20 protein-coding genes are annotated in these 24,976 nt (G+C 69.6%); 8 read left to right on the forward strand and 12 right to left on the reverse strand.

Features of this window, described 5'->3' with window-relative positions:
* Window positions 1-179 precede the first annotated feature (179 nt).
* Complete coding sequence (locus tag D9V37_RS09135; protein WP_147455906.1) at window positions 180-1,880, reverse strand: PDDEXK family nuclease; 1,701 nt, start codon at window positions 1,878-1,880, stop codon at window positions 180-182.
* A gap of 703 nt (window positions 1,881-2,583) precedes the next feature.
* On the opposite strand from D9V37_RS09135, the gene D9V37_RS20045 reads away from it, so the two are divergent.
* Window positions 2,584-3,189 carry a hypothetical protein gene (locus D9V37_RS20045; RefSeq protein WP_147455907.1) on the forward strand — a complete coding sequence of 202 codons (606 nt, stop codon included), beginning with the start codon at window positions 2,584-2,586 and terminating at the stop codon, window positions 3,187-3,189.
* Window positions 3,189-5,417 (forward strand): DEAD/DEAH box helicase, encoded by a 2,229-nt coding sequence (locus D9V37_RS20050; protein WP_147455908.1) that lies wholly within the window; start codon window positions 3,189-3,191, stop codon window positions 5,415-5,417. The genes D9V37_RS20045 and D9V37_RS20050 overlap by 1 nt, the downstream gene beginning before the upstream one ends.
* A gap of 133 nt (window positions 5,418-5,550) precedes the next feature.
* Here D9V37_RS20050 and D9V37_RS09145 read toward each other — a convergent pair whose 3' ends face one another.
* From D9V37_RS09145 to D9V37_RS09160, 4 genes are read right to left on the reverse strand one after another with little or no spacing between them, the layout of a single operon-like run.
* The gene (locus D9V37_RS09145) at window positions 5,551-6,069 is read right to left on the reverse strand and encodes an HAD domain-containing protein (protein WP_121805787.1); all 519 of its coding nucleotides are present in this window, start codon (window positions 6,067-6,069) and stop codon (window positions 5,551-5,553) included.
* Window positions 6,070-6,082: 13 nt separating this feature from the next.
* On the reverse strand, window positions 6,083-6,595 hold the full coding sequence (locus tag D9V37_RS09150; RefSeq protein WP_121805788.1) for a 2'-5' RNA ligase family protein: 513 nt from the start codon (window positions 6,593-6,595) through the stop codon (window positions 6,083-6,085).
* Window positions 6,592-7,626 (reverse strand): tryptophan--tRNA ligase, encoded by a 1,035-nt coding sequence (gene trpS, locus D9V37_RS09155; RefSeq protein WP_121805789.1) that lies wholly within the window; start codon window positions 7,624-7,626, stop codon window positions 6,592-6,594. The genes D9V37_RS09150 and trpS overlap by 4 nt, the downstream gene beginning before the upstream one ends.
* A gap of 23 nt (window positions 7,627-7,649) precedes the next feature.
* Complete coding sequence (locus D9V37_RS09160; protein ID WP_121805790.1) at window positions 7,650-8,876, reverse strand: MFS transporter; 1,227 nt, start codon at window positions 8,874-8,876, stop codon at window positions 7,650-7,652.
* A gap of 56 nt (window positions 8,877-8,932) precedes the next feature.
* On the opposite strand from D9V37_RS09160, the gene D9V37_RS09165 reads away from it, so the two are divergent.
* A complete protein-coding gene (locus D9V37_RS09165; RefSeq protein WP_121805791.1) occupies window positions 8,933-10,039 on the forward strand; it encodes a GNAT family N-acetyltransferase in 1,107 nt (368 codons plus the stop codon).
* A 6-nt stretch (window positions 10,040-10,045) separates the two neighbouring features.
* Here D9V37_RS09165 and D9V37_RS09170 read toward each other — a convergent pair whose 3' ends face one another.
* From D9V37_RS09170 to D9V37_RS09180, 3 genes are all read right to left on the reverse strand, one after another.
* Entirely contained in the window at window positions 10,046-11,737 is a 1,692-nt protein-coding gene (locus tag D9V37_RS09170) for a polysaccharide biosynthesis tyrosine autokinase (protein WP_121805792.1), read from the reverse strand.
* A gap of 89 nt (window positions 11,738-11,826) precedes the next feature.
* Window positions 11,827-14,052, reverse strand: a complete 2,226-nt coding sequence (locus tag D9V37_RS09175; RefSeq protein ID WP_121805922.1) for an NADP-dependent isocitrate dehydrogenase — start codon at window positions 14,050-14,052, stop codon at window positions 11,827-11,829.
* 22 nt (window positions 14,053-14,074) lie between these two features.
* Complete coding sequence (locus D9V37_RS09180; RefSeq protein WP_198412447.1) at window positions 14,075-15,958, reverse strand: glycogen debranching N-terminal domain-containing protein; 1,884 nt, start codon at window positions 15,956-15,958, stop codon at window positions 14,075-14,077.
* A 46-nt stretch (window positions 15,959-16,004) separates the two neighbouring features.
* Here D9V37_RS09180 and D9V37_RS09185 point away from each other — a divergent pair, with 46 nt between their 5' ends.
* From D9V37_RS09185 to D9V37_RS09205, 5 genes are all read left to right on the forward strand, one after another.
* Window positions 16,005-17,081, forward strand: a complete 1,077-nt coding sequence (locus D9V37_RS09185) for a LacI family DNA-binding transcriptional regulator (protein ID WP_121805794.1) — start codon at window positions 16,005-16,007, stop codon at window positions 17,079-17,081.
* Between the two features lie 10 nt (window positions 17,082-17,091).
* Window positions 17,092-18,333 (forward strand): extracellular solute-binding protein, encoded by a 1,242-nt coding sequence (locus D9V37_RS09190; protein ID WP_121805795.1) that lies wholly within the window; start codon window positions 17,092-17,094, stop codon window positions 18,331-18,333.
* A gap of 7 nt (window positions 18,334-18,340) precedes the next feature.
* Window positions 18,341-19,369 carry a carbohydrate ABC transporter permease gene (locus D9V37_RS09195; protein WP_198412448.1) on the forward strand — a complete coding sequence of 343 codons (1,029 nt, stop codon included), beginning with the start codon at window positions 18,341-18,343 and terminating at the stop codon, window positions 19,367-19,369.
* On the forward strand, window positions 19,366-20,193 hold the full coding sequence (locus tag D9V37_RS09200; protein WP_198412449.1) for a carbohydrate ABC transporter permease: 828 nt from the start codon (window positions 19,366-19,368) through the stop codon (window positions 20,191-20,193). The genes D9V37_RS09195 and D9V37_RS09200 overlap by 4 nt, the downstream gene beginning before the upstream one ends.
* 94 nt (window positions 20,194-20,287) lie before the next feature.
* Complete coding sequence (locus D9V37_RS09205; protein ID WP_121805796.1) at window positions 20,288-21,277, forward strand: malate dehydrogenase; 990 nt, start codon at window positions 20,288-20,290, stop codon at window positions 21,275-21,277.
* A gap of 102 nt (window positions 21,278-21,379) precedes the next feature.
* Here the strand turns inward: D9V37_RS09205 and D9V37_RS09210 are convergent, their stop codons facing one another.
* The 4 genes from D9V37_RS09210 to D9V37_RS09225 all read right to left on the reverse strand — a co-directional run bounded on the left by D9V37_RS09210 (window position 21,380) and on the right by D9V37_RS09225 (window position 24,952).
* Entirely contained in the window at window positions 21,380-22,333 is a 954-nt protein-coding gene (locus tag D9V37_RS09210; protein WP_121805797.1) for a type IV toxin-antitoxin system AbiEi family antitoxin domain-containing protein, read from the reverse strand.
* A gap of 154 nt (window positions 22,334-22,487) precedes the next feature.
* Window positions 22,488-22,787, reverse strand: a complete 300-nt coding sequence (locus tag D9V37_RS09215; RefSeq protein ID WP_121805798.1) for a DUF3017 domain-containing protein — start codon at window positions 22,785-22,787, stop codon at window positions 22,488-22,490.
* Window positions 22,788-22,798: 11 nt separating this feature from the next.
* Window positions 22,799-23,641 (reverse strand): bifunctional methylenetetrahydrofolate dehydrogenase/methenyltetrahydrofolate cyclohydrolase, encoded by an 843-nt coding sequence (locus D9V37_RS09220; RefSeq protein ID WP_121805799.1) that lies wholly within the window; start codon window positions 23,639-23,641, stop codon window positions 22,799-22,801.
* A gap of 60 nt (window positions 23,642-23,701) precedes the next feature.
* On the reverse strand, window positions 23,702-24,952 hold the full coding sequence (locus tag D9V37_RS09225; RefSeq protein WP_232524828.1) for an MFS transporter: 1,251 nt from the start codon (window positions 24,950-24,952) through the stop codon (window positions 23,702-23,704).
* Window positions 24,953-24,976: the final 24 nt, after the last annotated feature.

The raw sequence follows: 24,976 nt of genomic DNA on the forward strand, positions 1-24,976 counted from the left end.
GGCTGATCTTGGCGCCCAGCACGCGGCGGAATGACGCGCCTAAATTGCGCCCTTGGCGACCCGAGCGGATACGCGGAGAAGGCTTGAGCCCCGATGTTTCCCGCCATGTCCGGCCAATGCCCTGCGAGGCTCTCGATCAGGACCACGGACGGTGCGCGTAGCTCCGCCGGGCCGGACAATCAAGTTGTGGCCGAGGCGCGGCGCTGTTTGATCCTGTTGTCCTTAGTCGTGAACGTGTGGCTGAATCCACCTGCGACAGGCGCTCGATGGACGAGTGTCGGCTCGTCGAGCAGTACCTCATACCTCCCAAGATCGATCACCTGATCGTCGATCGTGACCTCCCAGGGCAGTGAGACCGCAACCGAGTCCTCAACTTCGATCTCGGAGTCGAGGTCGAACGTAAGTGCCTGCCCTTCTGGGATCGTTGCTGTCAACTCACGACCCTGCAGCATGGCCGCTGCGAAGCGCCACGCCTGAAACTGACCCGGGTCGACCTTCGGGAAGTCCGGCACGCGAATGACAGTGCCGACGTGGTCCTGGATCACGTTCAGCACCTCGAGGATGCGACGCACAGCCGCCAGTCCGCCCACCTGTTCCTGGTCCCATCCGAAGTCTGTGTGCTCGTCGACGACGCCTCGGCCCGGGGCGGTATGCCGCGAGCTAATCCGGATCCGGTTCGGCGACTTCAGCTCGGTCAGAAACTGGATGCCGGGCACCGCCACCCGGACTGGTAGGCCAGTGATGTCGCCGCTGCGAATGTGGCGCGACTCCGTTTGCTGGGTCAGGTTCCATCGTTCCTCGAGCTCGAAGATTCCGTTGACCTCGCGGAGCACGACCCGGATTCCGCTGCCGTCGAGCCCTTGGCTTCGCTCGGTGCGGTCCATGTCGACGGACGCGAGGACCGTGTCGTCCGGACCGAGAATGTCGAGGTGCATCGCGGGATTGTCACCGAGATCCGTGTTGATCGCTGTCCCGATTTGTACCGTTGCGCTCGTCAGCTCGCCGCCGAGACCAGCCGGCGCGGTCAGCTCGCCGGTGAACGCATCCTCGGCGTGGACCGGCGCCCCGTACTCGTAGAACTCCTGTATCGCCTTCGCGAGCTCCGTGCCGGGCTCGGCCTCGAAGCGCCCGTTGATCGTGATTGGCTCTACGTCCGCGGAAGCGACGCACCGGGCGATCACGTCGACAGTGATCCACCTGCCGCCGTCTCGGGTCCCCTGTGCCGTATGCAGCACAAGGCCGGGTCGATCCGCCGGCGGTGTCGGCAGCGGACCCTCACCGAACCGGAACTCGAACCGGTAATGCGGGTCGTGGTCGAGCACGCCGAGCGCACGCTGCACCCGTTCGGTCACTTCCTGCGTCGACGTCGCGGTCCCGACGTTGTCGAGACCCATCAGGGTCAGCACCTCCGCTTGCGCTTCCCGGATCCGGGTCGCGCCGCCTTTGAGGTAGTAATCCACCACGTCCGGGAACTTCGCAGCGAGCTGCTCGACGAACCCGAGGCCACGCCACGTCGCAGACACACCCGAGTCCTTCGCGAGGTCCTGCAGCCACAGTTCAGCTTCCGGGGACGGGTCCAACGGCATCACCAAATGCCACTCCTCAACCCGCAGATCGTCCCAACGCGGATCGGACCGCAGCGTGTCCCACGAATCCTTCACCGACGCCTTCTGGCTCGTACTGAAGCCGTCCGTGTAACGCTTCACCTGGTACACCACGTCGCCTCCGGTCGGGCCGGCACCGCGGTCCAAGATGTCGACACCACCGTCGCCACGCGACGGCGTGATCCGGGTCGACCCCATGCGCTCACGGTTCACAAACATGGCCACGAGTGCCTCAACCTGGCCAGGCTCCAGACGCGTCCACTCGATCAGCGACATGACCACAGTGTCTCAGCACCCCTGGACACCTAGCTGACACGCGCAAGCCGGACGCGTGAGCCGGACGCGTGAGCCGGACGCACCTACCCTCGAGAAACCAGGTCGTGGATAGTCCAATCTATTGGCTGCGGGAGCCACGATGCCCCTGGTTGGTGGCGGCCAGGATCACGACTAGACGCGGCGGAATGGCGCTGGTCGTGGAGGGTGCTGCACGCGCGAGGAGCAACGGCGACCCGCGCAAAGTCGCTAGACGCCCCAAACTTCCACTAGCGATTGGGCGAATACACACGGAACTACCGCGTCCTCCCTAGTGTGGCGTAGGGCTGCTTCCGGAGCGGATACTCCGGTGGGTACATAGACCCCCCGGGCCGAAGAAGGCTGGCGGTCATTCACTTTGATCTTTTCGGGGTTTGAGGATGGAAGGACTGTGAACAGCGTGCAGCAGGTGGCGGTGGGAGCTCCACTGTTCCCGGAATGGTTCGACCTACAGCCAAGCAGTCCCATTCGTCAGGGCGACGTCCTACAAGCAATCGCAACTGATTGCGACCGCTGGCGCCAAACGTTGGTGATCCTCACTGCGGACTGCGATCTCGCGCATGCAAAGCACGGAGGCGCGCTCACTTGTGTGCCCTTGCTCGAAGCTCCGGACTACCTATTGTCGTTCCGGGCGGAACGACTTCGCGACGGACTAGTCACACGGCTAGTGGCCAAGCTCCTCAAGGTTTACCGCTCAGAGGCGCGAGATGGAGCAGTTCAAATTTCAGAAGAGCGAATGCGTTCCTGGCTCGCGGAAGAAGCCGATACGCGGGCTCTGTCCGCAGCGCTCAAACTGGCAGGTGCATCCGCAGAGCGATTCAACTCGATAGCCCTCTGTGCGGGAGCCCTTTTGAGTGAAGAACCATCCTCGATAAGACAGGCGGTTTGGTCGCTCGCGGCCGCCAAACTGGAATTGGGCGATGTACCTACAGACGACCGCGCACGCCAAGCTGTGGCCAGTGACTTCGCTTCGTGCTTACGAGAACTACCAGGAGACGCGCTTTTTCTGAACGAGGTTTCGCCGGCGCACGTGAGTGGCTACGTGGCATACCTCCGGCGCGTAATTGAGCTGGACGACACGGTAGTCGCTTTGACTGCATCGCGGCTTCCCGGGGACGCTGAGTACGTCCGAGTTAGCCGATTGCGATCGCCATACATCTATGCACTGACCCAACGCTTCGCAAGTGTGTTTTCGGCAATTGGCCTGCCAGAGGAATACGAAAAGGCCCACGATGCCAATGCTGAGCGAGTTCGTTCTTTGGAGGGAATCTGATGAAGTCTGCCGCAGTTCTTACCAAGCGGTCGCTCGAACGAGTGGCCGCGGGGGCGACGATGAACTTCGCCGGCTCGGACCTCTTTGAAGTCAATCGCGAGCTCGACGGCGTGAGGGTTCGCGCGGTCTACAGTCGCGAAGACAGCGAAGATGAGATCCTCATCGCCCTCATGGCCGAAAGGGAAAGGGGCTTTCTTCCCGAGACTTTGCGGGCAAATCAAGACGCCGCCTTCCATCGGATTCTGAATTTTGCCCAGCGAGCGGAAAATTATCCGATCAACCTCCCAAGAGGGTGGCGCCAGTACAAGCACGACAACCTGATGGCCTTCTTTGCGTTACCTGAAGCCATCGGACGATCTGATCGATGGATCGCAGAGGTGAATGCTGATCAGCGCGGCGACGTTGCTTTTTGGGAACTGACGTCATCGCAGGATAAGGAGTCGTTGGAAGCGTATTCGCCCGACGCTGCTCGATTCATAACCGCTCGTGAAGCGTGGCACGCTTGGCGCAGTGAGGCTCTTGCTGCCCTAGGCCAGGAGACTGCGACATCGTTGGGGATTGACGTCTCTCTCGAACCCGCTCTTCAGGCACAAAGCATCACTAAGGCGCGCACATACAGTCAATGGCTGCCCGACCTCACCACTCCGCAGCGAGAGTTCGTTGAAGCTCCGACGGACAGCTCGATACGTTTGCGAGGACCCGCAGGCTCCGGGAAGACCCTGACGCTCTGCCTCAAAGCCGTTCGTGAAGCAACGAAAGCTCGCTCGGAAGGCCGCAGTATCCGCGTTCTCTTTGTGACGCATAGTTGGTCGCTTGCCGGCGAGGTTGACCAGCTCCTCACAGTGATAAGCGAGCATGGTCGGCTCGACGAGATCAACGTCCTGCCGCTTGTCGCTGTTGCGCAGGAAACTCTGCCGGCCGGAATGATCCCCGGCGATCTCGAGCTGATTGGTGATGACAGCCTCACAGGAAAGATGACGCAGCTCGCCGAGATTGAAGACGTGATTTCCGAGTTCCGTTCGGGCGACTGGATCACGTATCGCGGACGGTGTGGTTCCAACTTTCGTGAGCGTCTCGAAAGCGATGATCAAGACGTTCTTCGTGGGCTCGCCTGGGATTGCCTCATCGAGTTTGGCTGCGTCCTAGGCGCTGATGGAATCTTTCCAGCGGTCAACGCCGAGAGCCGCTATCTACGCGTTCCGCGTGCGCCGTGGATGATGCGACTCGACGAGATCGGCGACAAACGCGCGGTCTACGGGATGTACTCCATGTACTACCGATCGCTTCAGGAGCGAAAACTGTTGACCTCGGATCAGTTGTTGAATGACTTCTTGAACTATCTCGAGGGCTTCACCTGGAACCACCGAAGACTTCAGGATGGCTACGACTTGGTCTTCGTCGACGAGTTCCACCTCTTTAACACCCTAGAGCGGCACTCGTTGCGCTACTTAAGTCGCGACGTGGACTCATACCCACGCATCTTCATGGCGATGGACCCGCGACAGTCGCCATGGGACGTGTACTTCGAGGGCGAGAACGCAGAGAGCACTAGTCGGCTAGGGCCGCCTGATGACGACAACGAGGTCAAGACGGTCGACATTCCAACCGTCCACCGTTCGTCACCGCAGATATTGGATCTCATCAAACACGTTCACCTAGACTGGGCAAATCTAAACCTCGATGAAGACTGGCAGTATTCGATCTCTGCTGTCGAGTCGCTCGCCAGCCCCGGTCCGAAACCGGCTCTCTTCCTTTCCGACTCGTTCGCGGATGAGGAAACTGCTATCGCCAAGGCCCTGAGCGAGACTTATTCGCAGGGTCACACAGGCGCGCGCATCGCCCTAGCGATCCTTGACGAAGACTCAATGTCGCGTTATCGGCCGCTGATCGAACGCATCGGGAAGTCCGGCACCTACAGGGTGATCCCAATCACCAGTCGCGAGTCAACCGGAGTTCTGCAGTACAACCACCGCGGCATAGTGATCGGTCCGGCCGAATATCTCGCCGGCCTTCAGTTCGACACCGTCCTGGTTGCAGGCCTACCGCAGATCTCCGTCAACGTTCCGAATCAGGGTGTTCGGCGTCGCGGCGCATTGTCTCTGCTTTACCTGGCAATCTCCCGAGCTTCCCGGGAGGTGCGTCTGTTCTCGTCGGAGGACTATGCAGGCCTTCCGGAGGTGCTCGCTCGGGCGCGAGACGAAGGAGTCCTGGGCGTTTTCCGAGTTTGAACGAATACGACCCCCCTGCTGTGTCCCGTCCGCTCCGACGCTGGAGAGACCACAGCGCCCGCTCCTCCGTGCGTCCTTCTGGGCGGAATGATTGACATAGTCGCAGACCCACCGGACAAAGGTGGTGAGCCCCTCACCCCGCCCCCGCCACGAACCGCTCCACCTGATCGACCTCGGCCCGGGTCAGCCCGGTCTCGAGGGCCGGCGCGATGCCGAGCACGTCGCCGCGCTGCTCCACCCAGGCCAGGGCGTCGGGGTCGTGGCGCAGGTCGTCGTCGAGCCAGACGGCCGGGACGCCGTCGGGCAGGTGCTGGGCGATGGCCTCGAGCTTCCACCACGGGCCGTCCGCGAGACCGCCCCAGCTGCGGCCACCGATGTGGTGCTCGACCGGCCCGAGCACGGGCCAGTCGCGGCCGTCGATGCCCAGTGCGGGGCACAGCGCGCCGGGGGCGTCCGCGCCCCAGGTGGTGAGCCAGTGCATCGCGGTGTCCTCGCGCGCGGCCAGCGCGTTGAGCCGCACGACCAGCTCCGGCGACCACTGGATGCGGTAGCCCCGCACCACGACGCTCTCGTAGGACTCCCAGCCGGAGTCCGAGGTGGGCGCGAGGGCGTTGAGCACCCCGTCGACGTCGACGTAGAGGTGGACGGCCACCTGGTTCGGCGACCTAGGCGCTGAGCGGGAAGGCCTGCTGTGGCACCCAGCCCGGCTGGTCGTCGTAGGTGTAGAGCCAGAAGCCCTTCACGGTGAAGGCGGCCTCGAACCCGGCCAGGTCGTCGAAGGCCCGGTCCAGCGAGGGTTCGGGCAGCTCGTGGGCGACGGTGACGTGCGGGTGGTAGGGGAAGTCGACGTCGACGTCGAGCGGGCCCGTACGCACCGCGTCGGCCAGCAGCTCGCACTCGGAGATGCCGGTGACCAGGTTGACGAAGACGACCGGCGAGAGCGGCCGGAAGGTGCCGGTGCCGCGCAGCCGGATCTCGAACCGGTGGTGCTCCGCGGCGACGGCTCTCAGGTGCTCCACGACGCCGCCCAGCTCGTCGTCGTCGATCTTGGTCGGCGGCACGAGCGTGATGTGGGTGGGGATGCCGCTGGCGTCGCGGTCGCCCAGGCCGACCCGGTAGTCCTGCAGGTCGGTGCCGGCGGGGTCGGGCACGGCGATCGACACTCCGATGAGCATCATGCGTCGAATGTAGGCGAGGGGCTCAGGAAACCGACACGTTCGTACACCTGGGCCAGGGTCGTGTCGGCGACGGCGGCCGCCCGCTCCGCGCCGTCGCGCAGGATGGCGTCGAGCGCGGTGCGGTCCTCCAGGAGCTCCAGCGTGCGATCGCGGAACGGGGTCACGAACTCCACCACCACCTCGGCCAGCTCGCCCTTGAGATCGCCGTAGCCGCGACCCTCGAAGGAGGCGGCGATCTCCTCGACGCCGCGCCCGGTCAGGGCGGCGAAGATGGTGAGCAGGTTCGAGACCCCGGGCTTGGTCTCGGGGTCGTAGGCCACCACCGCGTCGGAGTCGGTGACCGCCGAGCGCACCTTCTTGGCCGACCGGGCGGGCTCGTCGAGCATCTCGATGATGCCCGCGGGCGAGGAGCTGGACTTCGACATCTTCCGCGTCGGGTCGGCCAGGTCCGCGATCTTCGCGGTCTCCTTGAGGATGTAGGGCTCGGGCAGCCGGAAGGTCTTGGCGTAGCGGTGGTTGAAGCGCTGCGCGAGGTCGCGGGTGAGCTCGAGGTGCTGGCGCTGGTCCTCCCCCACCGGCACGTACTGCGGCCGGTAGAGCAGGATGTCGGCGGCCTGCAGGATCGGGTAGGTGAAGAGGCCCACCGACGCGGCGCCCTCGCCCTCCTTGGCCGACTTGTCCTTGAACTGGGTCATCCGCCGTGCCTCGCCGAAGCCGGCGAGGCACTGCAGCACCCACGCCAGCTGGGTGTGGGCCAGCACGTGCGACTGCACGAACAACGTCGTGCGCGCCGGGTCGAGGCCGGCCGCGATCAGCTGCGCGGCCGAGATCCGGGTGCGCTCGGCCAGCAGCTTCGGGTCGTGCTGCATCGTGATGGCGTGCAGGTCGGCGACGAAGATGAAGGCGTCGTGGGTCTCCTGCAGGCTCACGTACTGCCGCACGGCGCCGAGGTAGTTGCCGAAGTGGAAGGAGTCGGCGGTCGGCTGGATGCCGGAGAGCACGCGGGGGCGTGCCGGGGGTGAGGTCGGCATGCGGTCGATTCTGGCAGCCGCCGTTACCGCCGCGTACGCCGGTGCAGGGCGGCCGAGGCCAGGAGCACCACCAGCCCGAGCAGCGAGAGCCCGACGCCCACGTAGGCCGGAGCCGTGTAGCCCAGGCCCGCCGAGATGACGATGCCGCCCAGCCAGGCGCCGAGCGCGTTGGCCAGGTTGAGCGAGGCGTGGTTCATGGCCGCGCCCAGCGTCTGCGCGTCGCCGGCCACCTGCATCAGCCGCAGCTGCAGGTTGACCACCAGCACCGAGCTGGAGACCGAGACCAAGAACGGGGTCACGATCGCCCACCAGCCCAGGTGGATCCCGGCGCCGAAGAGGAGCAGGGAGAGCGCGGTGGTGACCGAGCCGAGGAACAGCGAGCGGAAGACCGACCAGTCGGCCAGGTGGCCGCCCAGCCAGGTGCCGACCGTCATGCCCAGCCCGAAGGAGAGCAGGAACCACGGCACCGCGGACTCGTGGAGGCCGCCGACGCCGGTGATGGTCGGCGCGACGTAGGAGTACATGGCGAACATGCCGCCGAAGCCGATCGCGCCGGTGAGCAGCGTCAGCCAGACCTGCGGGCTGGTGAAGGCGCTGAGCTCGCGACGCCCGGTGGCCTCGGGGTCGCCCGGCGCCGAGGGGACGAACGCCCACACCATCGCGATCGTGACCGCACCGAGCGCGGTGACGGTCCAGTACGCCGAGCGCCAGCCCAGGTGCTGGCCCAGCCAGGTGGCGGCCGGCACGCCCAGGATATTGGCCACCGCCAGACCGAGCATCACGCGGCTCACGGCGCGGCCGCGGCGCTCGAGCGTGGCCAGCGAGGCCGCGACCAGCGAGGCGACGCCGAAGTAGGCCCCGTGCGGCAGCCCGGCCAGGAACCGCGCGGCCAGCAGCAGGTGGTAGCTGCCGGCCACCGCGGTGGCGGCGTTGAAGACCGCGAACCAGCCCATTAGCGCGATCAGCAGACCGCGACGGGGCAGCCGGGCGCCGAGGAACGCGAACGTCGGGGCGCCCACCACCACGCCGACGGCGTAGACGGAGATGGCGTGACCGGCCACCGGGATGGAGACGTCGACGCCGCGCGCCACCTGCGGCAGCAGGCCCATGGTGACGAACTCGGTGGTGCCGATGGCGAAGCCGCCCGCGGCCAGGGCCAGCAGCGCCAGCCCGAAGTGACTCGCGCGGACCTGGGGCCGGGTGCGGGCAGGCGTCTCCAGGGTCGTGGTCACATCAGGCGGAAACGACATCACGACCACGCTATTCCCGTTGGCGTGCAGCCCGCTGCGTTGGCAGGGTCACACCCATGACGACCTTCCCGATCCTGGTCGACCCCGACGGCGCGACGGTGGTCTCGCTGCGTCGGCACACCGAGGCCGACACCGAGCGCGTGTACGAGCAGTGCGTCGACCCGCTGAGCGTGGAGTTCACCACCGTGCCGGTGCCCTACACCCGTGGGATGGCGCGCTCCTTCGTCACCGAGGCGATGCCCGGCGGCTGGGAGAGCGACCAGGAGTGGGCGTTCGCGGTCGACGTCGACGGCCGGTTCGGCGGCACCGTCTCCTTGCGGAACGAAGGCGACGGCCGCGCCGAGATCGCCTACGGCTCGCACCCCGACGTCCGCGGCACCGGCGCGATGGAGCGGGCGCTGCGGCTGCTGCTGGGCTGGGGCTTCGACACGCTGCGGCTGCAGGCGGTGGTCTGGTGGGCCGACCGCGGCAACTGGGCCTCGCGGCGGCTGGCCTGGAAGCTCGGGTTCTCCTTCGACGGCACCGTGCGCGGCTACCTCCCGCAGCGGGGCGGACGTCACGACGGCTGGGTGGGGATGCTGCTGGCCGGTGAGGAGCGCAGCCCGCGCTACCCGTGGTTCGAGGTGCCGACCATCGAGGGCGAGCGGGTGCGGCTGCGCGCGCCTCGCGAGGACGACAGCCCACGCGTCGTGGAGCTGGAGAACGACCCGCTCACCCGGCGCTGGAACTTCCTGCCCGAGCAGTTCGGCGACGCGGAGGCGCGCGCCGGACTGCTGCGCGCCCGCGAGGAGATGGCGCTCGGTGAGCGGCTGCTCTTCGCGGCGGCCGACCCGGCCGACGACCGGTTCCTCGGCGACGTCTCCCTTTTCCGCATCCACCGTGCGTTCGGGTCCGCGATGCTCGGCTACTCCACCCACCCCGACGCCCGCGGTCGCGGCCTGACCGGCGAGGCGGTGCGGCTCGCGCTGCGTCACGCCTTCGTCCCCGCCGACGAGGGCGGCCTAGGCCTGCTGCGGGTGGCGGCGGGGGCCGCGGTGGACAACGTGGCCTCGATCGCCGTGCTGCGCCGGGCCGGGATGCGCGAGATCGGCCTGGAACGGCGCGGCGTGCGCACCGGCGAGGGCATGAGCGACGCCCTGCGCTTCGAGGCGCTCGCCGACTGACGCGCCCTAGCGTCGCGGTGGGCCGGGCGGGCGGTTGGCCGGACTCGGCGGCCGTGACGGGCGGGCGGGCGCCTCGATCCGGGCCGACTCGATCCGGGCCGGCTCGGTGCGCGATGTCTCGGTGCGCGATGTCTCGGTGCGCGACGTCTCGAAGGCGGGCAGCGGCAGCAGCGCGCCGGACTCCCCCGGCCGGAGCCCGCGGCCGGGTCGGCGCACGAGCCCGGCCAACCGCCGCCAGAGCGGCGCCGAGCGTCCCGCCGAGGCCGGGGCGTAGTCGTAGCTGTAGCCGTAGTAGCCCGACTTCACGCCGCGCTTGACCTTATTGAGCACGACGCCGAGCACGTGGCCGTTGACCGCCCGGACGTTGCCGATGGCCTCGCCGAGCTGGACGTCGAGGGAGCTGCCTGCACTGAGCACGATGAGCGCGCCGTCGGCGTTGGCGGTGAGCACGGCGGCGTCGGTGACCGGCAGCAGCGGCGGGGCGTCGACCACGACGGTGTAGGTGTCGGCCAGCTGGGCCAAGAGCTTGCCCATCGTGCGCGAGCCCAGGAGCTCGCTGGGGTTCGGCGGCACCCGGCCGGCGGCGAGGACGATCAGCGCCGGGTGCTGGGCCGGGCGCTGGGCCACCTGCTCGAAGGTGGCGCGCCCGATGAGCACGTCGGTCAGCCCCGCGCCCTCGGCCAGCCCGAAGGAATCGGCCTGCACCGGGCGGCGCAGGTCGGCGTCGATGATGACCACCGGCCGCTCGGAGGCCGAGAGCGCCACCGCGAGGTTGGCGGCCACCGTCGACTTGCCGTCACCGGGGAGCGGGCTGGTCACCACGATGGTGCGCGGCGGGTCGTCGATGTCCATGAACTGCAGGTTGGTGCGCAGCTTGCGGATCGCCTCACCGGGCGCACCGCTGTCGGCACGCAGGTCGCGCGCGCTCTCCACGCTGACGCCGCGGCGCTTGGCGAAGGCCGAGTTGAGGGGGATGACGCCGGCCACGGTGACGCCGTATGCGGCGACGTCGCTCGAGCCGTGGATGCGGCGGTCGAGGCGGAAGCGGACGAACCCGTAGCCGGCGCCCAGCACCAGACCGGCCATCACACCCAGCAGCTCGTTGCGCTTGGGACTGGGCGAGATCGGGGCGGTGGGCAGCTCGGCGGACTCCACCGGCTCGAGGTGCACGTAGTCCTCGGCGGCGGCGGTGGTGTCGGTCGGCGCCTCGATCCGCTTGATCTCGGCCGCCAGCGCCTCGATCCAGGCGTCGGCGAGCTGCTTGGCCTGGCTCGGTGAGGAGGAGACGGCGGAGATGTCGATGAGCACCGTGCCGTCGTCGTTGCTGGCGGTGATCTGCCCGACCAGCGCGGCCGGCGAGGTGTCCAGGTGCAGCTTGTCGATGACGCGCGCCGCCACGGAGCGGCTGGTGGCCAGCGGCACGTAGGAGGCCGCGCGGGACTTGGCCACCTGGTCGGCCACCGAGGCCTCGCCGGCACCCGAGGTGGGCCCGGTCGTCACGATGCCCGAGGCGTCCGCGGCGTAGATCTTGGGCTGGGTCGCGGTGTACACGTACGCCGCCGCCGCGCCCAGCAGCACACCCACGACCAGGCCCGGCCAGTAGCTGCGCAGCAGCCCGAGCACCACCCGGATGTCGATCACCCGCGAGACCAGCGGAGTCGACGGACCGGCGCCGGAGGCGGGTGACGGCGACGACACGACACCCAGCCTGCCAGCCCAAACGCCCCAGACCCCGCTGATCGGGCCGAACGTGGCCGAACGGCCCTACCGGCCAGCTCGGGCAGCGCTCAGCCCGCGGTGACCTTCCCGATCGCCTCGTCCAGGGTGGTCGAGGGCGTCATGACGGCCGTGGCCTTGGCGTCGTCGGGGCGGTAGTAGCCGCCGATGTCGACCGGCTCCCCCTGCACCGCGATGAGCTCCTCGTCGATGGCCTGCTCCTTCTCGGCCAGCGTCGCGGCGAGCTCGGCGACGCGGCCGGCGAGCTCGGTGTCGTCAGTCTGCTCGGCCAGCTCCTGGGCCCAGTAGCGGGCCAGCCAGAAGTGGCTGCCGCGGTTGTCGATGCCACCGACCTTGCGCGAGGGCGACTTGTTCTCGTCCAGGAAGCGCGCGGTGGCCCGGTCGAGGGTCTCGGCCAGCACCTTGGCCCCGGCGTTGCCGGTGACGTCGGCGTAGTGCTGGAAGCTGGCCGCGAGCGCCAGGAACTCACCCAGGCTGTCCCAACGCAGGTAGTTCTCCTTGACCAGCTGCTGCACGTGCTTGGGCGCGGAGCCGCCGGCACCGGTCTCGAACAGCCCCCCGCCGTTGATCAGCGGCACGATCGAGAGCATCTTGGCCGAGGTGCCCAGCTCGAGGATCGGGAACAGGTCGGTCAGGTAGTCGCGCAGCACGTTGCCGGTGACCGAGATGGTGTCCTCACCGCGCCGGATGCGCTCCAGCGAGGTGGCGATCGCGTCGGTGGGCTTGGCGATGGTGATGTCCAGGCCGCTGGTGTCGTGGTCGGGGAGGTACGCCTCGATCTTCGCGATCAGGTTCGCGTCGTGGGCGCGGTCGGCGTCGAGCCAGAAGATCGCCGGGGTGTCGGAGGCGCGCGCCCGGTTGACGGCGAGCTTGACCCAGTCCTGGATCGGCACGTCCTTGGTCTGGCACATCCGCCAGATGTCGCCCTGGCTGACCGGGGTCTCCAGCACGACGTCGCCGGCGGCGTCGGTGACCCGCACCGTGCCCGTGGTCGCGATCTCGAAGGTCTTGTCGTGCGAGCCGTACTCCTCGGCCGCCTGCGCCATGAGGCCGACGTTGGGCACCGAGCCCATCGTGGCCGGGTCGAAGGCGCCGTTGGCGCGGCAGTCGTCGATGACGACCTGGTAGATCCCGGCGTAGGAAGAGTCCGGGATGACCGCGAGGGTGTCGTGCTCCTCGCCGTCCGGGCCCCACATGTGACCCGAGGTGCGGATCATCGCCGGCATCGAGGCGTCGACGATGACGTCGCTGGGCACGTGCAGGTTGGTGATGCCGCGGTCGGAGTCGACCATCGCCAGGTCGGGGCCCTCGGCGATCGCTTTGTCGATCGCGGCCTTGATCTCGGCGGCCTGCGGCAGCTGCTCGATGCCCTTGAGGATGCCGCCCAGACCGTCGTTGGGGCTCAGCCCGGCCTCGGCCAGCACGTCGCCGTACTCGGCGAAGACGTCGGGGAGGAAGGCCCGGACCACGTGGCCGAAGATGATCGGGTCGGAGACCTTCATCATCGTGGCCTTCAGGTGCACCGAGAACAGCACGCCCTCGTCCTGGGCCCGCTGGATCTGGGCCACGAGGAACTCGCGCAGCGCGGCCACGTGCATCGCCGTCGCGTCGACGACCTCGCCCTCGAGCACCGGAACGGCCTCGCGCAGCACCGTGGTGGTGCCGTCGTCGCCGACCAGCTCGATGCGCAGGTCGCCGGCCTGCTCCACCACCGCGGAAGTCTCGGTGGAGCGGAAGTCGTCGGCGACCATATGGGCGACGTTGGTCTGCGAGTCGTTGCTCCAGGCGCCCATGCGGTGCGGGTGCTTGCGGGCGTACTGCTTGACGCTGGCCGGCGCGCGACGGTCGGAGTTGCCCTCGCGCAGCACCGGGTTGACCGCGCTCCCCTTCACCTTGTCGTAGCGGGCGCGGACGTCCTTGTCCTCGTCGGTGGTGGGCGACTCGGGGTAGGCGGGCAGGTCGTAGCCCTGCTCCTGCAGCTCGGCGATGGCCGCCTTGAGCTGCGGCACCGAGGCGCTGATGTTGGGCAGCTTGATGATGTTGGCCTCGGGCGTCTTGGCCAGCTCGCCGAGCTCGGCCAGCGCGTCGTCGAGGCGCTGCTCCTCGCTCAGCCGCTCGGGGAACTGCGCGATGATCCGGCCCGACAAGGAGATGTCGCGGGTCTCCACGGCGACGCCGGCGGCGCCGGCGAAGGCCTGGATGATCGGCAGGAGCGAGTAGGTCGCCAGCAGCGGCGCCTCGTCGGTGTGGGTGTAGATGATCGGGGCATCAGTCACGCCCGCCACGCTACTCAGCACATTATCTTGACGTCAAGATAACCCGGCCGTCGCGGGCCACCTCCAGCCGCAGCCGCCGCTCGCCGTGACGCAGCCCCGACAGCGTGTAGGCACCGAGCACCGGGTCCACCCGGTCCGCCACCACGGGCCCGTCCCGGCCCGCGCGCAGGCCCGCGGCGGCGGCGAGCACGGCGAGCGGGGCGGCCGCCGCCCAGGCCTGGGGCCGGCACGCGGCGGGGTACGCCGAGGGCGGGGTGTCGCCGCCGAACAGCTCGGGCAGGCGGTGGGCGAAGGCCGGGGCCGTGCCGAGCAGGTCGCGCGCCAGCCTCCCGGCCTCCTCGTGCAGCCCCTCGGCGGCCAGGCCGCGGACGGCGATCGCGGTGTCGTGGGGCCAGACGCTGCCGCCGTGGTAGCTCAGCGGCGAGTAGCGGGGCGAGTGCGAGGTCAGCGTCCGCACCCCGTGTCCCGACGCGAGCTCGGGGCCGGCGAGCAGCCGCGCGATCTGCCGGGCGCGATCCGCATCGAGGATCCCGGTGCCGAGCACGTGGCCCATGTTGGAGGTCACCGAGTCGACCGGCCGGTCGTCGCGGTCCAGCGCGATCGCGACGTGGCCCACCCAGAAGCGGTCGTTGAACCGCTCGCGTAGGTCGCCCGCCCAGGCCTCGAGCCCATGCACCTCGGGCTCGCCGTACCTCGCCAGCAGCGCCGCGCCACGCACGGCCGCCTCGTAGGCATAGGCCTGCACCTCGCACAGCGCGATCGGCGCCTGCGCCAGCCGGCCGTCGGCGTACTGGACGGAGTCCTCGCTGTCCTTCCAGCCCTGGTTGGCCAGCCCGCGGCCCGAGCGGTCGACGTAGCGCAGCCAGCCGCTGCCGGCCGAGGCGCTCAGCTGCCAGCTCAGGCACCGCCGGGCCGCGGGCAGCAGCGAGCGCACCTGGTCGGCGTCGGCGCCCCAGTCGTCGGCGTCGGCCAGCGCGCACACGAACAGCGAGGTGGCGTCGATGCTGCCGTAGTAGAGCGGCGGCAGGCTGTGGTCGAGGTCGGGGCTGCGCACCTCGTGGAGGATCCGGCCCGGCTCCTCCTCGGTGGCGGGGTCGTCGCGCTCGCCCTGGCGCCGGGCGAGCACGCGCAGGGTGGAGAGCACCAGGTCGGGATCGAACGGCGCCAGCAGCCGGGCGGTCCACAACGAGTCGCGCCCGAAGAGGGTGAGGAACCACGGCGATCCCGCCGCGGGGAAGCGGTCCTCGCCCTCGCGCAGCATGAGGCCGGCGAGATCGCCGACGGCCTGGCGCACGGTGCGCTCCAGGTCGGGGTCGTCGGCCTCGACGGCGATCTCGGGCTTCCAGCCCGCGGTCTCGAAGCCGGTCGCCGCCTCGGCCTCGAAGCGCTCGGTGACGCTACGGGTCTCCCCGCGCTCGAGCCGCAGCCGCCAGCTGCGTCGCCGCGGCGCACCGCTCGGCTCGGCCGCCCCGGTCTTCACCCGCGCCACCGGGGTGTCGTCGGGCTGGGCGTCGAGGTGCACCTCGACGTCGACCGGTCGCTGAGCGGTCGACGTCAGGCTCAGCGTCTCCCTCAGCTCGCCGGCGCGCAGCTCGCGGACGCGGTCGAGGAAGACCGTGGGGTCGGGGATCGGGTCGCCGAGCCCGCGGGCCACGTAGCCGAAACGGTGCCGGCCGGCGTCGTCGGTCTCCGCGCGCACCAGCTCCAGGTCGCTGCCCGCCACCGAGACCTCGAGCCGGGCCAGCCGGCGGACGTCGGCGACGTACCAGCCCTGCACGCCGCCGGCCAGCTGACCGTCCGGCGCGCTCAGCACGGTGGCGGGGGCCGCAACCAGCACGGCCAGCTGGTGCAGGGCCGGCTGCAGGACCCTTGACGCGACCGCGCGCTGCTCAGTAACGTCCGTCACACCGACGATTTTAGCGCTAAACATCCGCACCGGCGCAAGGAGCGACATGCGAGGTCCCACCGCTCACGGCAGCGTGCGGCTGGCCGACGTTGCGCGCCACGTCGGCACCTCCTCGCAGACCATCTCCAACGCGCTCAACCACCCCGAGCGGCTCACCGCGGACCTCCTCGAGCGGTCGCTGGCCGGGGTCGAGGAGCTCGGCTACCGGCCCAACCGATCGGCGCGCACCCTGCGCAACCAGCGCTCGCGGCTGATCGGCGTGCGCGTGGAGCCGCCGCGGCCCGATCGCGCGGCCCTGCTGCTCGACCAGTTCCTGCACGCGCTGGCCGCCTCGGCCGCCGGGCTGGGCTACCACCTGATCCTGGCCCAGGCGGCCGGCGACACCGCCGAGCTCGACGCCTACGAGGAGCTGCGCCAGACCACCACCGTCGACGCCTTCGTGCTCTCCGGGGCCCACCGCGACGACCCCCGCGCCGCGTGGCTGCGTGAGCGCGGCATCAGCTTCGCCAGCTTCGGCCGGCCGTGGGACACCGACCTCGACCCGGACGACGGGAGCGATGCCGGCTCCGAGTCCCCGTGGGTCGACGTCGACGGCGCCGCCGGCGTCCGCGCCGCGGTCCGGCACGTCGCCGCCCAGGGTCACGAGGAGATCGCCTTCCTGGGCTGGCCCGAGGAGTCCGACGTCGGCCGCGACCGGCGCCGCGGCTGGGCCGAGGCCTGTCACGAGCTCGGCCTGCCCGCGCGCCGGCAGGCGGGCGTGGTCGACGAGTTCGAGGCGGGCCGCGACGCCGCGCACCGCCTCCTGCACCCGCGCCGCGGCGGGCCGGTGCCGACCGCCGTCGTCTGCGCCTCCGACACGCTCGCGCTCGGCGTGCTGCGCACGCTGTCGGAGCTGGGGCTGCGCGCCGGTGCCGACGTCGCCGTCACCGGCTTCGACAACACCCCCACCGCCGCCCTCACCACCCCCGGACTGACCAGCCTGGAGCAGCCCCTCGCGGCCATTGCGGCCGAGCTGCTCCGGCTGGTCGACAGCCAGCTGCGAGGCGACGTCCCCGGCAGCTCCGGCGACGCCCACACCCTGCTCGCGCCGACGCTGGTCGTGCGCGGGTCGAGCACCCGATGAAGGAGTTCTCATGAGTCCGATCCGTCGTCCGGCCCTCGCCGCCGCCCTCGCCGGCGGCCTGGCCCTGGCCGCTCTCGCCGGCTGCGGCGGGGGCTCCGGCTTCGACAGCACCGCGAGCTCCTCGGGCGCGATCAAGGTGCTCATCGGCAGCTCCGGGGACGCCGAGACCGCGGCGGTCAAGAAGGCGGTCGCGGCGTGGTCGAAGCAGACCGGCAAGAAGGCGAGCGTCTCGGTGGCCAACGACCTGGCCCAGCAGCTGAGTCAGGGCTTCGCCTCGGGCAAGCCGCCGGACCTGTTCTACGTCAGCACCGACCAGCTCGCCGGCTACGCGGGCAACGGCTCGCTGTACGCCTACGGCGACAAGCTCTCCGACACCGGGGACTTCTACCCCAACCTGGTGCAGGCGTTCACGGTCGACAAGAAGCTCTACTGCGCGCCCAAGGACTTCTCCACCCTGCAGCTGGTCATCAACACCGAGATGTGGCAGAAGGCGGGCCTCACCGACGCCGACGTCCCCACCACCTGGGACCAGCTCGACGCCGTGGCCAAGAAGCTGGCCGCCTCCTCCGGCGCGAAGGCGGGGCTGACCTTCAGTCCCGAGTACGCGCGCATCGGCTCCTTCATGGCGCAGGCGGGCGGCGGCATGACCAACGCCGACCAGACCGAGGCCACGGTGGACAGCTCGGCCAACGTGACCGCGCTCGACTACGTCAAGAAGCTGCTCACCGACGGGGCCGCGGCGTACTCCTCCACGCTGGGGGCCGGCTGGGGCGGCGAGGCCTTCGGCAAGGGCCTGGCCGCGATGACCATCGAGGGCAACTGGCTGATCGGGGCGATGGCCAGCGACTACCCCGACGTGAAGTACCGCGTCGTCGCGCTGCCGGCCGGGCCGAAGGGTCCGGGCACACTGGCCTTCACCAACTGCTGGGGCATCGCGGCCAAGAGCGGCCACAAGTCCGACACGGTCAAGCTGGTGGACTACCTGACCACCGCCCAGCAGCAGATCCGGTTCGCCGACGAGTTCGGCGTCATCCCCTCGGTGAAGTCCGCGGCCGAGCAGTGGCAGCAGCAGCAGCCCGGCTACGCACCGTTCATCGCCGGGGCCGACTACGCCCAGAACACGCCCTCCACCCAGGGCTCGGCCGACGTCGTCTCGGACTTCAACTCCCAGCTGGAGACGTTGGCCAAGTCCGACCCGAAGACGATCCTGGCCTCGGTGCAGAAGAGCCTCGCGGCCACGATGACGCAGTGATGACGCAGTGACGCGCGGATCGGGCCGGCGGCGGATCCAGCTGCACCACACCCGCGACGGGTGGCTGTTCGTGGCGCCGGTGCTCCTCATCCTCGGGCTGTTCCTGGTGCTGCCGGTGCTGATGGCGGCCTGGGTCAGCGTCTCGGACTGGCACGGCAACGGGAGTCCGTTCGCCTCCGGCGTGGGCTTCGTGGGGCTGGACAACTACCGCTCGATCCTCTCCGGCGGCGGACTGGCCGAGCGCGACTTCGGCACGTCGCTGCGCAACAACCTCTACTACGTGGTGCTGGTGGTGCCGCTGCAGACCGCGCTGGCCCTGTTCCTGGCGGTCCTGGTCAACCAGCGCGCCCTGCGGGCGAGGGGTTTTTGGCGTACGGCGTTCTACTTCCCGTCGGTGACCAGCTCGGTGGCCATCACGGTGCTGTGGCTGTTCTTGTTCAGCACCACCGGCGCGGTGAACCGGCTGCTCTCCTTCGTCGGGATCCACGGACCGAACTGGTTCCAGGACCCCGACGGCCTGGTGCACCTGCTGCTGGGGCGGCTCGGCGTCGACAGCGCGCCGGGCGCGCTGGCCGACCACGGCGCGATCGGGATCACCTGGTGGGACTGGCTGGCCGGGCCCTCGGTGGCCATGACCGCGTTCGTCGCGATGGCGATCTTCACCACCTCGGGCACGTTCATGCTGTTGTTCATCGCCGCGCTGCGCAACATCGGCGAGGAGACCGACGAGGCCGGCCTCATCGACGGCGCGAACTCCTGGCAGCGCTTCCGCTACCTCACGCTGCCCCAGCTGCGGCCCACGGTGTTCACCGTCGTCACCCTCGGCCTCATCGGTACTTGGCAGGTCTTCGACCAGATCTACACCGGCACGCAGGGCGGTCCGGCCAAGACGACACTGACGCCGGCGTACCTCTCCTTCTCCTCGGCCTTCAACAACCAGCAGTGGGGACAGGGCGCGGCGATCGCGTTCATCCTCTTCGCCATCATCGTCGTGCTCACGCTGGGCCAGCGCTGGCTGCTACGGGAGCGCTCGTGAGGCGCCGGCGCGGCGCCTGGTGGGCGTACCTGGTGCTGGCGGTGCTGGCGATCGGCTACATCGCGCCCTTCCTCATCGAGGTCGCCACCTCCTTCAAGACCGACCCCGAGGCCGCGAGCAGCCCCCTCTCGCTGATACCGGCGACGCCCACCACCGCCGCCTACCGCACCCTGTTCGTGAACTCCCAGCTGCCGCTGTGGTTCGCCAACTCCGTGCTGGTCACGGTGGTGGTCACGCTGGGGCGGGTGCTGTTCCAGTCGCTGGCCGGCTACGCGCTCGCGCGCATCCCGTTCCGCGGCCGGGCGGCCATCTTCGCCGGACTGGTCGCGGTGATGGCGGTGCCGAACGTGGTGCTGCTGATCCCGAAGTTCCTGGTCATCAACACCTTGCACATCTACGACTCCTACGCCGGCATGATCATCCCGCTGCTGGCCGACGCGGCCGGCGTCTTCATCATGAAGAACTTCTTCGAGTCGATCCCCAGCAGCGTCGAGGAGCAGGCCCGCATCGACGGCGCCGGCACCTTCCGGCTGTTCTGGTTCGTCGTGCTGCCGATGGCCAGGCCCGCAGTGATGACCACGGTGATCTTGTCGTTCCAGGGCTCCTGGAACGAGCTCAACCACTTCATCGTGGCCAGCCAGTCCCCCTCCCTGTACACGCTCACCAAGGGTGTCGCCCAGCTGGCCTCCGGGGCGCTGAGCCAGGGCACCCAGTACCCGGTGAAGCTCGCGGCCGCCGCCTTGATGACGCTGCCGTTGGCGGTGGTGTTCTTCGTGTTCCAGCGGCGGATCACCAACACCACCTCGGGCGCGGTCAAGGAGTAGGCGCAGGAGTAGGCCGAGGAGGTGAGGGGCTCCGTGAGGCTTTGGCGGGCGCTGGGCTAGCGTCGGTCCCACCCGAACCCTCGAGGAGAATCTCGTGAGCACCAGCCCCGTCAAGGTCGCCGTCACCGGCGCCGCCGGTCAGATCGGCTACAGCCTGCTCTTCCGCCTCGCCAACGGCGACCTGCTGGGCAAGGACACCCCGATCGAGCTGCGACTGCTGGAGATCGAGCCGGCCCTGAAGACCCTCGAGGGCGTCGTCATGGAGATCGACGACTGCGCCTTCCCGGGCCTGGCCGGTGTCGTCACCGGCTCCGACCCGCGCAAGGTCTTCGACGGCGTCAACCTGGCGCTGCTCGTCGGCGCCCGACCGCGCGGACCGGGCATGGAGCGCGGCGACCTGCTCGAGGCCAACGGCGCGATCTTCACCGCCCAGGGCAAGGCGCTCAACGAGGTGGCCGCCGACGACGTCCGCATCGGCGTCACCGGCAACCCGGCCAACACCAACGCCCTCATCGCGCTCTCCAACGCCCCCGACATCCCGCACGAGCGGTTCTCCGCGCTCACCCGGCTCGACCACAACCGCGCCATCTCCCAGCTCGCGGCGAAGACCGGCGCGGCCGTCACCGACATCAAGCAGATGACGATCTGGGGCAACCACTCCGCCACCCAGTACCCCGACATCTTCAACGCCACGGTGGGCGGCACCAACGCCGCCGAGGCGGTCGGCGACCAGGAGTGGCTGGAGAGCACCTTCATCCCGACCGTCGCCAAGCGCGGCGCCGCCATCATCGACGCCCGTGGCTCCTCCTCGGCCGCGTCGGCCGCCTCGGCCACCATCGACGCCGCCCGCGACTGGCTGACCGGCTCCGCCGAGGGCGACTGGGTCTCCATGGCCGTCGTCTCCGACGGCTCCTACGGCGTCCCCGAGGGCATCGTCTCCTCCTTCCCGGTCACCACCTCCGGCGGCGACTGGACCATCGTCGAGGGCCTCGACGTCAACGACTTCTCTCGCGGCCGGATCGACGCCTCCGTCGCCGAGCTCACCGAGGAGCGGGACGCGGTGAAGGGGCTGGGCCTGATCTGAGGCGCCGGCCCCGGCGTCCGTTCCCCAAGGCACCATGGTGGACGGACGGTTCCCACGGTGAACTGACCGCGGGAACCGTTCGTCCGTCGTGGGAAGCGCGGCTCAGGCGACGGCGTCGAGCAGGCGTGTCACGCGGCGGCACGACTCATCCGGACGAGCCAGATCGGGCCAGGTGAACCGCACCATCAGCGAGCGGGTCGCGGCGCGTGCAGCGTCTTCGCGGACCTTCTCACCGAAGACGACGTCGCCCGGGTCCTGACCGGGGCGAAGAGTCCTGCCGTACTTGACCTTGCCGTCGAACTCGCCCAGCAGCCGGCGCAAGGGCCAGGCGAAGTCGGTCCTGGCGATGATCTCGCCGCGCTCGTCGCGCACCACGTACTGCAGCACGGGCCGCGGCACCCCGCCCCACCAGAACATCCAGCGGCATCGCGACTCTCCAACCGATTCGGCTAGCCCGTCCATGAGCCGGATCGGCACGTGGAGGTGCTGCGTCTTCGGCCAGTGCTCGACGACCTCGAACAGGTTCTCCAACTCCTCCATCGAGGCCAGGCCGAGGTGCAGCACCGAGTCAAGGGTCACCAGCGCCGACTCGGCGCCGGCGAACATCCCGGTCTCCAGAGCGGCGCGCGCCGGTGGAACCACCAGCCAGCCGCCCACGCGGACGACGTCGTCGTTGCCGGCCGGGAAACCCTCGTGGTGCTTGATGTCGCGCTCGGTGCGGCCCGACCCACGATCGAGCCGAGTGACGTGGACCCGGCCGAGGTCGACGTCCCAGATGTCGACGCCGTGGATCAAGGCAGCGGTGGCGTGCGTGAAAGCGACCCGGTCGCCGTAGGAACGGTGGATCGCTGCGGCAGTGATCAGGTGACGGGTCCGCGCATCGGCCGCCCGCCAGTCCGGGCCCGAGACGAAAGCGCCTCGCCTGATGCGGTGCCAGTCACCCCGGCGTACGGCCGTCGCGATGCTGCGACCGTCCATCCCGGACGCCTTCGCCTCCGCCGTGGTGAACACACCGAAGTCGCCGGCCAGGCGGTCCAGCAGCCCCGTTCGGTCCATGCCGAGAGCCTCATGGACCCACGGACGGTCGACAACACCTGCTGCGCGAGCTGTGGATAACGGTTCCCACGACCAACGGACGGTTCCCGCGATGAGTTGCTCGTGGGAACCGTCCGTTCACCAAGGCACCCTGGTGAACGGACTCCGGCGGCCACTACTGCCCGGGCTGGTTCGGGATCGTCGCGGCGAGGAAGATCAGCACGGCGCCGGTCAGCGCCAGGAGCAGGACGTCGAACCACTTGCGGCGCACGCGGAGCATGCCGGCGTCGTACTCGCCGAGCACGAGGCGGGCCACGGCCGAGAGCAGCAGGCCGGCGCCCAGGAAGGTGATGCCGCGGCGCCAGCTGGAGACGCCGACAACGACCAGGCCGACGACGGTGAGGGCGAGGACGCCGAAGTAGAGCAGGCCGCCGATCGTCTTCGGCCGCTGCAGCGGCGGGAGCGAGCGGACCACCTCGAGGCCGCTCAGAGCGACTGCTCGGCGATCTGGACGATGTTGGAGAGCAGCATCGCGCGGGTCATCGGGCCGACGCCGCCGGGGTTGGGCGAGACCCAGCCGGCCACCTCGTAGGCGGACGCGGCGACGTCGCCGGCGATCTTGCCGTCGACTCGCGAGACGCCGACGTCGAGCACGGCGGCACCGGGCTTGAGCATGTCGCCGGTGATGATGTCGGGTACCCCGGCGGCGGCGACGACGACGTCGGCCTCGCGGGTGTGCGCGGCCAGGTCACGGGTGCCGGTGTGGCACAGCGTCACGGTGGCGTTCTCCGATCGCCGGGTGAGCAGCAGGCCCAGCGGCCGGCCGACGGTGATGCCGCGGCCGACGACGACCACCTCGGCGCCGTTGAGCGGCACCTCGAAGCGCCGCAGCAGCTCCACGACGCCGACCGGGGTGCAGGGCAGCGGGCCGGGCTCGCCGAGCACCAGCTTGCCCAGGTTGGTCGGGTGCAGGCCGTCGACGTCCTTGGCCGGGTCGACGCGCGACAGCAGGGCGAACTCGTCGAGCCCGGTGGGCTGCTGGACGATGAATCCCGTGCAGGCCGGGTCGGCGTTGAGATCGTCGATGACGGCCTCGACCTCGGCCTGGGTGGCGGTGGCCGGCAGGTCACGGCGGATCGAGGTGATGCCGATGGCCGCGCAGTCCTTGTGCTTGGCGCCGACGTACCAGTGCGAGCCGGGGTCGTCGCCGACCAGCACGGTGCCCAGGCCCGGGACGATGCCCTGCTCGCGCAGCTTGGCCACGCGCTCGGTGAGCTCGGCCTTGATGGTGGCCAGGGTGGCCTTGCCGTCGAGGAGCTGTGCCGTCACTTGGTCATCACGAGGCCATCGTAGGGACGCCGGCGACGTGGCGCTGCGCGGCCCGCGGCGCTACGTCGGGCTCGGCTGCGCCACGAACCGCTCGGCGTAGCGCTGGGCGGCGTGGGCGGCCGGGTGCGAGGCGACGGCGGCGGCGACGCCGATGGCGGCGATGACCGCCCAGCCCACGGCGCCGACCTGCAGCGCCAGGAAGGTGTAGAGGGCGGGGAAGACGATGGGCTCGACCTGGTGACCCAGGCTCCAGATGCCCTGGTAGTCGCCGAGACGGCGCGGGTCGGAGAGCTCGGAGGTGAAGCCCCAGTCCGAGGCCGACTGCCACAGCTCGGCGCCGGTGATGGTGACGTGGCCGGCCCAGATGAGCACGATCGAGACCCAGCCGACGGTGTCGTGGGTGACGGCGATGACCCCGCACGAGATCACGAACGCCCAGCCGGAGCGGCGGACGGCGCGCAGCGCACCGGGCACCGTCTCCGCACCCCGGCTGGCGCGCACCTGCAGCAGCACGGCGAGCACGGTGTTGGTGCCGAACAGCCAGGCCAGCAGCACCTTCGGGGCGTCGGTGCGCTCGACCAGCCACAGCGGCACCACCACGTTGAGCAGCACCTGGTTGGAGGTCAGCACGCCGTTGGTGAAGGAGAGGGCGACGAAGCCGAGGTTGCGCCAGGCCGGGCCGCCGACGTGCAGCTCCTCCCCCACCGTCGCGGCCGGTTGCTCGACCTGCGGCAGCTGCGGCAGCCGGGTGACCATCCCGGCGTTGACCAGCAGCAGACAGCCGGTGAGCAGCGGCACCGCGATGATCGCGGCGTGGGTGCCGATGCCGAGCGCGACGCCGCTGGCGCCCGCGCCGAGGGTGTAGCCGACGTTGCGCGCCGCCCGCATGCGCGCCAGCGCGTTGACCCGGGTCTCCCGCGGGAAGACCGCGATCCGGTACACGTTGCGCGCCGACTGGCCCGAGGCCTCCACCACGGCGAGCACGGAGAGCATGGCCACGAACAGCACGAAGCCGGAGATGGCCGGCCAGGCCAGGTAGAGCAGCGCCTCGCAGGTGGCGGCGGCGATCCAGAGCCGCTTGGCGCCGACGCGGTCGGTGAAGCGGCCGATCGGGATCGAGAGCACGACCGTGACGATCGCGGAGAAGGAGAGTCCCAGCCCCACCTGCGCGCCGGTGAGTCCGACGATCTGGGTGAAGAACACCGCGGTGCCGGTGAGGAACGTGCCCGTCCCGAACGCGGACAGGACGGACTGGGTGACGAGGCTGCGCACCAGCGGGTCGGCCGGCAGCACCGAGTGCGGGATCCTCACGGCCGGTGAGTCAACCACCGTCCA

It is taken from the genome of Nocardioides mangrovicus, assembly GCF_003674065.1.
Lineage (GTDB): Bacteria > Actinomycetota > Actinomycetes > Propionibacteriales > Nocardioidaceae > Marmoricola > Marmoricola mangrovicus.